The 10829-nt window shown below is 36.2% G+C and carries 9 protein-coding genes; all 9 read right to left on the bottom strand.

What is annotated here, in order from left to right:
• Positions 1-6: 6 nt before the first annotated feature.
• The 9 genes from icmH to tssB are packed head-to-tail and all read right to left on the bottom strand — an operon-like array spanning position 7 to position 9161.
• Entirely contained in the window at positions 7-762 is a 756-nt protein-coding gene (gene icmH, locus HMPREF0693_RS07565; RefSeq protein ID WP_004244617.1) for a type IVB secretion system protein IcmH/DotU, read from the bottom strand.
• Positions 755-2113 carry a type VI secretion system baseplate subunit TssK gene (gene tssK, locus HMPREF0693_RS07570; protein WP_026164596.1) on the bottom strand — a complete coding sequence of 453 codons (1359 nt, stop codon included), beginning with the start codon at positions 2111-2113 and terminating at the stop codon, positions 755-757. Before tssK ends, icmH begins: the two co-directional genes overlap by 8 nt.
• A 1-nt stretch (position 2114) precedes the next feature.
• Entirely contained in the window at positions 2115-2666 is a 552-nt protein-coding gene (tssJ, locus tag HMPREF0693_RS07575; protein WP_004244619.1) for a type VI secretion system lipoprotein TssJ, read from the bottom strand.
• A 1-nt stretch (position 2667) separates the two neighbouring features.
• Entirely contained in the window at positions 2668-3936 is a 1269-nt protein-coding gene (tagH, locus tag HMPREF0693_RS07580) for a type VI secretion system-associated FHA domain protein TagH (protein WP_036932298.1), read from the bottom strand.
• Positions 3937-3940: 4 nt separating this feature from the next.
• Positions 3941-4978: a type VI secretion system baseplate subunit TssG gene (tssG, locus tag HMPREF0693_RS07585; RefSeq protein ID WP_004244621.1), complete on the bottom strand. Its 1038-nt coding sequence runs from the start codon at positions 4976-4978 to the stop codon at positions 3941-3943.
• Positions 4942-6717, bottom strand: a complete 1776-nt coding sequence (gene tssF / locus HMPREF0693_RS07590) for a type VI secretion system baseplate subunit TssF (protein WP_004244622.1) — start codon at positions 6715-6717, stop codon at positions 4942-4944. The genes tssG and tssF overlap by 37 nt, the downstream gene beginning before the upstream one ends.
• A 7-nt stretch (positions 6718-6724) precedes the next feature.
• Complete coding sequence (tssE, locus tag HMPREF0693_RS07595) at positions 6725-7156, bottom strand: type VI secretion system baseplate subunit TssE (protein WP_004244624.1); 432 nt, start codon at positions 7154-7156, stop codon at positions 6725-6727.
• Positions 7157-7161: 5 nt separating this feature from the next.
• Positions 7162-8640 carry a type VI secretion system contractile sheath large subunit gene (gene tssC, locus HMPREF0693_RS07600; RefSeq protein WP_004247652.1) on the bottom strand — a complete coding sequence of 493 codons (1479 nt, stop codon included), beginning with the start codon at positions 8638-8640 and terminating at the stop codon, positions 7162-7164.
• A gap of 20 nt (positions 8641-8660) precedes the next feature.
• Positions 8661-9161, bottom strand: a complete 501-nt coding sequence (tssB, locus tag HMPREF0693_RS07605; RefSeq protein WP_004244626.1) for a type VI secretion system contractile sheath small subunit — start codon at positions 9159-9161, stop codon at positions 8661-8663.
• Positions 9162-10829 lie beyond the last annotated feature (1668 nt).

Raw genomic sequence — 10829 nt, forward strand, 5'->3', positions numbered from 1 at the left:
TGCGTCCTAGCCAAGTAAAGTATTAAGTTGTTCCACAATACTGAGTGTTTGATAATTCAGTCTGGATGAATAAATGCTATAAATAATCAACGCGAATACCGCTGTACCTATAAGAATATAGCGAGCCCCTAAACGCTTACCTAAACGATAACGGCTTTGTTGGTTATCACCTTTTTCAAATAGAACTATTGGCTTAGCGTTACCTCTTAGCTGTTGGATCTGTTTTTGTAAGCGTCTTAATAAATGATTAAATTCATCATTTTGTCCCGCAGAGACTTTGTAGCGCCCGCGGTATCCTAGGCATAAACAAAGGTAGATAAATTCAATCAGATCGAGGTAACGTTTAGGTTCACCTAATAATCTTTCAATTAAGACAAAGACTTTTTCACCACCCCATGATTCATTATGAAAATGAACCAGTAATGATTGTTTTACCCAACCATTATCTTGATCCCAGCCTAATCCAAGGGCGGTTTCATCAATAAAAGTACATAGCACATAACGAAATGAAACAATGGCACCTGGCTCGTAACCTTGGATCTGTAATTGTTGCTCAATAGAGGTAATATCCATGACAACTTGTTGGTACAGCTTTTCTGAAAGTGGGGTTTCAGACATCGCTTTCATGCGCAATACCATGCCTAATAAAGGTGTAGCAGCATCTATCATTGGATTGATGTTGTTTCCTCTTAGTGGCAGTTGGTAATTTTTCTTTGTAATGCGCTCTTCATCATCATGATTCAGTAAAATATCATCAGTCATAGAGTGCTCCATCTCTTATTGCCCATAACTGAATATCAAGATCGGGGAAGTTTCCTGAAACGTGGAATGCGATGTTGCCATCCTGCTGGATCCCTTTCCATTCATTGCCTTGTTGATCAAAATGGAAATAGTTATATCCCGAGTGATAAGGTAATTGTCTTGGTGCAGCCGAAAGTGGTGATAAAGGAACACCCGGTATTTGCACACTAACCAAGCTGCGAATGTTATTGATTGTTGTCACCTTAGTTTGTTGTGGGAATTGGCGACGTAGTTGCTCTTGCGGCATTTGTGATTTCACTGCAATAATAAATTCAGCACGTTGTAGTAGTTGTTTGTCATGAATGGTTGCGACACGAATACCATGCTCTTGAATTTGTAGCGGGATTGGGATCGCTCTTGGTGTTAAGACAACACTGAGTGCTTCGCGGATACTGGCTATTAATGGAATATAACTTTCTGTTAATTTAGCATGTTGATATTTGGCAATATTTTCAGGTAAACGTGAAGTATTCGTGAATGTTTGTAGTTCACCACAAAGCTCTAATAAATCTCGAAATAGTTTTTCAGGATGGATCACCGGCTCTTGAGCATAATGCGAATAGAGTGGATAAGTGCGATTAAGCACTTGTAACATCATAAATTCTGCCACATCCGCAACACCTTGCTGACCTGGGGCACCAATGCGAGAGGCAATTTGTTTTCCTCTTTCATATAGCGTTCCTTCAAGCTCGGTGAGAAATTGGCTCAATAATGTTGAGGCACGGATATTTAATAGGCTGGGAATATAATCATTATCTAGCGTTAAATTACCATTAGCATTACGCTCTCTAATACGACAGATAGGTAAAGCAACATAGGCATCTAAACCATGTTTACCTTGTTTGAGTATTGGTGTGAGCTGTGCAACATGAATAGCACTGATATCACCATTTTCAGTATGTAAATCACGAATATTTTCGGTGCTTTCGCTGTAGCGAGAAAGTAAACGACTACCGTTATGTTCAGTGGAAATTTCACTGACATTCTCGTTCATTAAAGGAAAAGCTAGATAAATAATACTGCTGTCACTATCAGTAATATTCGTTATATCAATAGGCTGTGGTAGTAAATCTTGGTTTGGTATAGAGAAAATGGTGCCGTCTGGCATAACACCAGAAGCTTCTTTAATACCAATACGACCTAAAGCATATAAATCGTCACTCAATTTTAAGGTACTAAATCCCCAAAAGTGTGAAAAAAAGTTATTTAAAATACTCACCGTCATATAATCTTGATGACGTTGTTGTTGTTGAAAATGTTGAGGTTTGATAAATAGCCCTTCACGCCAGATCACTCTATTTTTAGTTGACATATTAATCATCCTCTTCTTGTCTAAATTCGATTTCATTTTCCCTAATGTGCACTAATAGGAAGTAGTGGCGTCCTTTACCACGCGCTTTGACTATTTTCTTCCATTCTGCTTTATCAGGATCTGAGTAATAGGCAATAATGCCAATGTAACGGTTAGATGGGTCTAACGTCATAGTAGGGAAGGGTTTATATTGGCCAGGTAAAATGGTGTAGTCTTGATGGTCAATATAATTTTTCTTTAGAACTTTCTCTAAGTCACCCTCTTTTGCATCTATCTGATCATGATCAACAGAGCCAAATACTGAATCTTCGTTAAGATAAACAACTTGGATATTTATCGGCGCAGCTTCACCTTCCTGATTAGGATTAATATAGGGCTCCGCAAGGATGGTTAATGCAACGGTAGAGGGCTGATCTTTCGGTTGCCCAACAGGAGTTGAGGGATCTAATAAGATTTTCCCCATTTTACCCGCGGCTTCAAAAGGTTTACTACATCCACTCAATATTAAAAAAGAGCTAAATAACAGTAATATTGAGAAAGTTCTAAGCTGCATATTAAGCTTCCTCTATTCCTTTTCTCAGCGCTCTGTCATAAGCGTGGCTGTATACTTCATAGAATAATTTTTCAAAACCCTGTTGCCGAGATGAAGAGAGTTCTTTGTAATAGTTGTTGTACATTTCCCAAGCCCAGCCATCATTCATTGGTGTGTTATCTGAAGCTCGTCGATACTGAGAAAAGCGGTTTAATAAATGTTCAGGAGAGAATGCTGCCAACATGGTTGATAGTGCGGTTGAAATAGCTTCTTGATTCGCTTGATAATGCAATTGGATGTTGTGCAAGCTTTCTGTTACTGCCGCAGGTGCTGAAAGATGTACAGGGCTACGTTCATCGGTAAACATCAACTTCATTGTCTCTTCATAGCCACTATTAAGACGTAGAGGATTATCTTCAATTGGGCGTAATTGCTTATCTTGTAAGCTTTCTTGTTGTTGTTGCAAAATCAGTAAACCTTCAATAGCCGCTTTGACGGTTTTACCCAGTTCAACAAGAAAATCATTAGCATGCTGTGTATTTGTTAAATTAAGGTGGATACCTAATCCCTTCATCAGAGGGTTAACCGCCACATGATCGACATCGGTCATATGTTCGTTTTCATTAGGTGTGATTTTAGGTAAATCAATAAATTCTTGGACCATAGTATTCTCTTGATAATCTGATGTCGGAAAGGCAGATGAATACGAGTGGGGGTCACTCAATAAAGGATCGTCTGAAGTAGCTTGTGTGTTTTTAGAAATTAAGCTTAGATTTTCGTTTTCTAAAGCCTGTAGTGGGTCTGTTGTTAATGAACCCTGAACGGTTGGTACAAACGGAGGCTCTTTCCGCTCATTTTTGACTGTTGTATCAACATCAAATAATGAATCTAGCGGATTATGATCTTTTGCGATAATAGACTGAGGCGTCATCGCCATCATATTTTGTACCGGCTCTCCGGTAAGACTAATATTGGTGGCAATAACTAATTTACCCACTTTTATCTGATCACCTTGGGTCAGTCTAACGGCATCAAGATGCAATGGAATAATCGCATTATTAATGTAAACAGGACCTGAATTTACTTTTAAGCAAAAGTGTTGATCTTTCCAAAACACCGTACATTGCCGATCGGCAATAGCACCTTCATTATCTTGGATTTTCCAGTCACATTGATTGCCACTACCAATCTGTCCGCCACTTTGAGTTAAAGTCGCATTTGGCAGATAACCACTTTCTAGCTGTTCACTATTTTTGATGCTAAAAGAAATTGTTGGCTGATATTTATCCATCTCTTTATTCCAATACCGTAATGGTGACATCCGGTTTCTTTGCGGGTTGACCTAAAAAGCTTTGCCAGCCTAATTGGTTGTGTTGTTGGTGACCCAAACGGAACCCTTCGGCTTGCTTTTCAGCAATGCTAAGACGTAAATCCCAAGCTAATTGCTCATGAAAAATGTAAGAAACAAAGGCAACTAATGGTGCGAAATCACTGCCGTTAGGTAAAAAACGCATATAGCGTTCTAAACTTAATTCACTGATTTCGATGGTGCATTTTCCATTGCAGTCATATATGTGTGAGCCCAGACTAAAATTTTCCCCTAATAACATTCGTGGGCGAGATTTTTGTCCGGATTGATGAGAAATCGTACCTAACTTGTTTTGTTGTGATTCAGGAATAGGAACACGGCGTGTCTCCCAACCAATTACTTTTACATTTTCTAAGTCGAAACAGTGAGATATAAGACTACTAATCACATCAGAAGAGCGACTTGGACTCGCCAAAAGACCAGCATAAGCGAGCATTTTGCTATGGTTGATTTTGATCCGACCGCGATTAGCTCCATTACCTAATCCAACGAGAGAAAACATATATTGTGAAAATGAATCCTGTCCTTCATTTTCAAAGCAAATGTAGTAACGATATTTGCGCCAGATCCGATAAAGTAACGCTATCAGACGATGATTGAAGATATCGAGAAAAGCGGAGATACCTTCTATCTGTTGTGCATCTTCCCAAGCAAACTCATCCAGATAATAGCCTGGTAGGGGGGACTGACTTCCTTGTAAGCCCAAAAAAGCGACTTCTAATTCATATTGTTCGACATTATTTTTTTCAATGGAAATGACATCTCGCGTCGGAAATGCAATATTTGAATAAGATTTAAAGCGAAGAATACCGCTGTCATCCTCCATCGAGTTGACATCTTGATGAATTATTTTATTTAACAATTCAACGAGTTGATAAAAATTATACTCTGTTACCGATGAGCCAGCTTGTTCCAGCCAACGATCGATTACTTCAGTATGTGCTGGTTGATTTGTGCTGGCCATCGATAAACTTCCTTATTATCAAGGTTAATAACTTCCAACTCATGAAACATATTAATGCTGGTATATAAGGTGAAAAATTGAGCGATAACGGTACAAAATAGGAATAAACTTCCTTCTGAAAGAAACGCATTTTGATGAACAACTAACGTTGTCTTCAGACCGCGAACAGGAAGGCCTTTGTAGATATGCTCAATATGCTCTGAATGTAAATCAACTAATGCATCTAGGCGTTTTTGTGATTGCCTTGCAACCTGTGTGTTATAAACAGACGGTAAATCATAGAGTTGTAATATTTTTTTTAATGAATCAAGATTGAGCAAAGACTGATAATTTAAAGATAAATTAGTTAATTCAGACCAATATAATGTTTTATCTAATAATGGATATAAAGGCAGTGTTGGTGCGAATAAATTCTTAGCAGATAAAGCCCCATAAGGAATTGATGCACTATCTAAATCGATAGAACGCGTCGATAACTGGGAAGCGATATAGCGGTTAGTACAGTTGAGTGCAACAGAAACGGTTTCTTCACACTGTTGTAACTGAGGCTCTTGCTGACGAACAAAAGAAAGTCGATGGGAATAGCCGTATAACTGTTCATTTTGACTTATCTTTAAACTGTAATAGCCATGATTTTGAGTCTGATGGTTTTGATGATAAAAACTTTCAAATGCTGTATAGGTGATCGGATAAGGTTTAGCATCATTAGGATAACGTAACCCTCTAACCTCATTAATCGAAAAAATATCAAAACATTCAGTAAGTTGGTAATTAGGACTTAAAACATACTCCTCACTTTTCCCCGTCAAATTTATTGCTTCACTATCAATAGGAAATAAATTCACAATAGGGGTGCAATTAAGTTTAATACTGTCGTCGTAAAGAATAACGCCATCAGGAATTTCTAGATCAAAATTGATCACCAGTTTGAATTGCTCTGCTTCGATAGCCAAAGGAATGTCATCCAAACCATGAATATCTAGAAAGAGAAAGGCTTCAGGAAAACAGAAAAACTCTTGCAGTATACGATAGCCATCATAGCTATTTTTCGGGTATGGAAGTAAGGCATCCTGCTTTTGAAAACCAACAGGCGTAACTGAAAAGTGAGTAAGAGGTAGTGTATGTACATCTGTGACTAAAGAGGCACTCTGCACATGCTGGCTTAATAAAAAATAGAGCTGATTTGTAGTAAATGGCGCACCATTTAAGTAAAAACACAATTTATCTAAGCCAATATTGGCAAGTGGCTGTTTTGTTGCTAACTCAAATGTTATTTCAATGGCGGTTGTTTGCTGCAAAATGTTACTGATTTTTGTCGGCATTAACCAGAGGTCGCGACTTTGACTAAATCGACATTGAAATAACGTCTCGTGGTTTGTTTCCTCACTTTGCACATAAAGTGGAGTGGCACTAAAAGGTTGTCCTGCTGAAATTTTTGTTGCGTGTTGGCACTGAGCATAATTAGGATGATATTCAACAATCGTCATGCTTGGCACAGGGCGTGCGTAGTTTGGCCAAAGCATATTGGCTAAACTATTAGTTAATTCAGGAAATTGTCTATCTATTTGCTGGCGTAAATTACCCGATAAATAAGATAGCCCATCCATAATCCGCGAAGTATCAGGATCTTTAACATTGTGCGAAAGCAAATTAACAAGTTGCGGTTTTTCTTTGGCAACTTGCTCAGTCAGCTCATTTAAGTATTCTGATTCATTGGTAAAGTAGGATTTTGATGACATATTAATGCTATTTAAGCTGATATCTACGGTTATTATCTAAATACACATTAAATTCAATAAGTTGCTGCTTATTTTCTAAATCAATAAAAGCATTAATATTAAATTGTAAAGATAAACTATCTGCATCTTCTTCAAGAAATTTCACTACAACTTTGCTGATCCGTGGTTCATACGCAATAATGCAACTACTAATGCTATCTTCTAGGTGAGATTTAAAATCAACCGTAGATTGAGTCGCATCATTTAAATCAGGGATCCCTAAGGGTGGCGTTCCTTGGCAACCATCAGGTCTAGCATTTAAGATGTAATTTAAATTCTGTTTTATTGATTCAATGAGTGTATTTGTTCGCGAACGATGGGAAAAACCTAAGTTTTTCCCTCGGATCCGTTCAAATAAGCTGGCGCCAGCATTAGCCTGCCAGCCATAATTGGATGCCATCACCGTTACTCTTTATCAAGACGACCAACAAGTGATAATTCAAAGTTTGCACCCATATATTTAAAATGTGGGCGAACTTGAATAGCGACTTGGTACCAACCTGGATCGCCATCAACATCAAGTACTTTGATTTCAGCTGAACGCAATGGACGTTTACTACGAACATCTGCTGGTGGGTTTTCTTGATCTGCGACATATTGCTTAAGCCAAATATTGAGTTCACGCTCCAGATCTTGACGCTCTTTCCATGAGCCAATCTGTTCACGTTGCAATACTTTTATATAATGAGCTAAGCGATTGATAATAAACATGTATGGCAATTGAGTTCCTAACTTATAGTTAGTCTCTGCCAATTTGCCTTCAGGAGTATTTGGGAAGACTTTTGGTTTTTGAACCGAGTTTGCGGAGAAGAATGCAGCATTATCACTGCCTTTACGCATGGTCAGCGTGATAAAGCCTTCTTCTGCTAGTTCAAATTCTCTACGATCGGTAACTAAAACTTCAGTTGGGATCTTAGTTTGTAATTCACCCATCGCTTCAAAAATATGCACAGGAAGATCATTAACTGTACCGCCACTTTGTGGGCCAATAATGTTTGGACACCAACGATATTTTGCAAAACTATCATTAATACAGCTTGCTAATAAGAATGCGGTATTACCCCATAAATAGTGCTCATGGTCTTGTTTAACATTTTCTGAATAGTTAAACATTTTTACAGGGTTTTCTGTTGGAGAGTATGGCAAACGTAATAAGAAACGCGGTGCTGTTAATCCTAAATAACGGGAATCTTCTGCTTCACGCAGTGAGCGCCATTTAGTATGTGCAGGGCCTTCAAAAACAGATTTTAGATCTTTAATTGCCGGCAGTTCAGCGTAGCTATTAATACCAAAGAAATTAGGTGAAACAGATGATAGGAATGGCGCGTGTGCCATTGCACCAACAGTACTAACATACTGCATTAACTTCATATCTGGCGCAGTATTGTTAAAGGCGTAGTTACCAATAACTGTTGCAACAGGTTCACCACCAAATTGACCGTATCCTGAAGAGTAGACGTGTTGATAGAAGCCTGATTGAACAATTTCTGGAGAAAATTCAAAATCTTCTAATAACTCTTCTTTAGTTGCATGAAGAATATTGATCTTAATATTTTCTCTAAAATCAGTGCGATCAACGAGTAATTTTAAAGAACGCCACGAAGCTTCAATTTCTTGAAATTTAGGCGCGTGAAGAATTTCGTCAACTTGAGTACTTAGTTTATTATCAAGTTCAACAAGCATTTTATCGATTAATAATCGATTGATCTGTTGGTCTTCAGATTCACTGGCGAAAATATTACTAATAAAAGCAGCAACACCTTGTTTGGCAATATCGTATGCTTCTGTTTCTGGAGACATACGTGATTGAGCCATAATTTCATCAAGCAAAGAGCCTGTAGATGCGGGGGCTTGTTGCTCTTGAGCTTCTGCATTTAGTGACATGAAATAATCCTCTATAAACATTATTTTTGATTAGCAGCAATATCGAGCTCTTTTAGAAGCTGTTCGCGAGTTTCTTGATTTTCAAGTAGTTCTTGAAGACGCTTTCTAAAAGCTGGGACATTGCCTAGAGGACCTTTTAATGCAACTAAAGCTTCACGCAATTCGAGAAGTTTATTTAATTCGGGCACTTGGCGAGCGATACTATCAGGAGAGAAATCCTGTAAAGATTTCACATCAAGGTTAACATTAAGCTCTGAATCACTGCTTTCTTCTAAGGTATTGCGAACATTAATATTTAAATTAATACCAGCACTTTCCATAACAGAATTGAAGTTGTTTTGATTGACTGAAATCGCTTTGCGATCTTCAATGGGGGTCTCTTCCATTTTACCTTTCATATCCCCAACAATCAACATATTCAATGGAAGTTCGACTTCAGCCTGAGCTCCGCCAGTATTTGGCGTATATTTAATATTAATCCTTTCTTTAGGGGCAACACTACCGAGATTTTTCTTACTCATTTAAGTTAAGCTCCTTGTATGAGTATGCAATAACTTCTTAATTCCATAAATAAAATGCCTAAATTAAAAATTAATAATAAATTTAGAGCATGCACTTCCCTACACAGAACAAAACAGGCTCTGCGTTAAGAATTCTTTTCCCAGTAAGGTGTTTAAATATGTTTAATATTGTACAAAGTTTATTTTTTAGTTTTGGTCATGATATACAAAATTAACTTAGGGTCAATAGGTAATTTATTATATGAGTTCTTATTTTTATATTAAATAAGCTGAGAGCAGTATCAATAGGGCATCTTATCGGGATAAGAAATAAGTTTGACTATAATTATGAAAGCTAACTTATTCGGTGGTTACTCTAATAATGAGTATCTAAATGATATAGCTAATTGCAATATAAATTAAACTCAATTTAATAAATATAGAATATATTAATTTATAAAATTCTGTGAGCTAAGTTCATATTTTACAATTAGTAATATAATTTCATATTTTTCTAGCATAATTACTTATTTTATCTATTTTGCTTGAAATGTTATTTCAATTTTAGGATAAGTTAGCTTTTACTCATTATATTTGTATCACGATGATGGATACATATTAAACAAGCCTTTTAGGATATTGGCGATGCTTTTATATTTTGCTTTATTTTCAATGTGTTATAGTATTTTGAGTTAAGGCGTTAATCTTTATTTAGGAGTAATAAAGAGGTTTTTTTTGGGATATCAATTTATTCATAGGAACATAACGTGTTAGAAAATCAGAGGGAATAATAGGTTTTAAAGCCCTTTGTGACGCTACATATTGATATATTAAAAATAACATATATATAACGAGTATATGATAAAAAATAAAAACGCAATGAAACTATTTAGGTGTGAATTAGTTTTTTATGGCAACAGAATTGTAAACATAATACAGCTATATTTGGTTTAACTTAAGGGTATGATCTGAAAAATATTCTGCTTTAATAAATGGATTTTTAATTTTTTAGTACGATGTATCTCTTATAGTGAGTAAGAAGATGGTGCTATAAGCCAAAAAAGACTAACCATAAATAGCTAAATAACTATAGAGATATCTTTATTGTTATCAAATAAGAGGATTACCTATTTCAATCAAGGATAAATACTAATATGGCTCAAATAGATCTTTACCCTAATATGATATGAAAAATCTTCTCTCAATATTGCTACTGTAATGAGCATCGCTTCTTAATTTATACTGGAATAACAGCATATCTTTATCATCAATAAGTAAAGACCAAGATAGTTAAACTAAAACTTTTGTGTCTCCCTATCCTTATTTTCTACTTGTTCATTGTATAGTTTTATAATTAGCCTCCATAAAATGAGTATTGGTACGTAAAAATAAGACTGAAATATACGCATATCGAGTGTGTTAAATAAAAATAGTGGCTTAATTAGCATGATATTTTAATTAAATTGAGCTTAACAGCTAAATATATTGACCAATTTGGACTGCTCATGGAAAAAGGACAGTATAATTCAATGTAATTGATTTTTAATACTTTAAAATCAATGGATTATATGCGCTATTTCTGATTTAACATTTCTGTTACAAAATATATTTTTATGTACATAGTGTTTCTTGGGCTGCGAGCAATTTGTCTATTTATTCATCATATTTTATGCTGATAAACACTTTTTA

Origin of the sequence: Proteus mirabilis ATCC 29906 (assembly GCF_000160755.1) — a bacterium.
Taxonomy (GTDB): Bacteria; Pseudomonadota; Gammaproteobacteria; order Enterobacterales; family Enterobacteriaceae; genus Proteus; species Proteus mirabilis.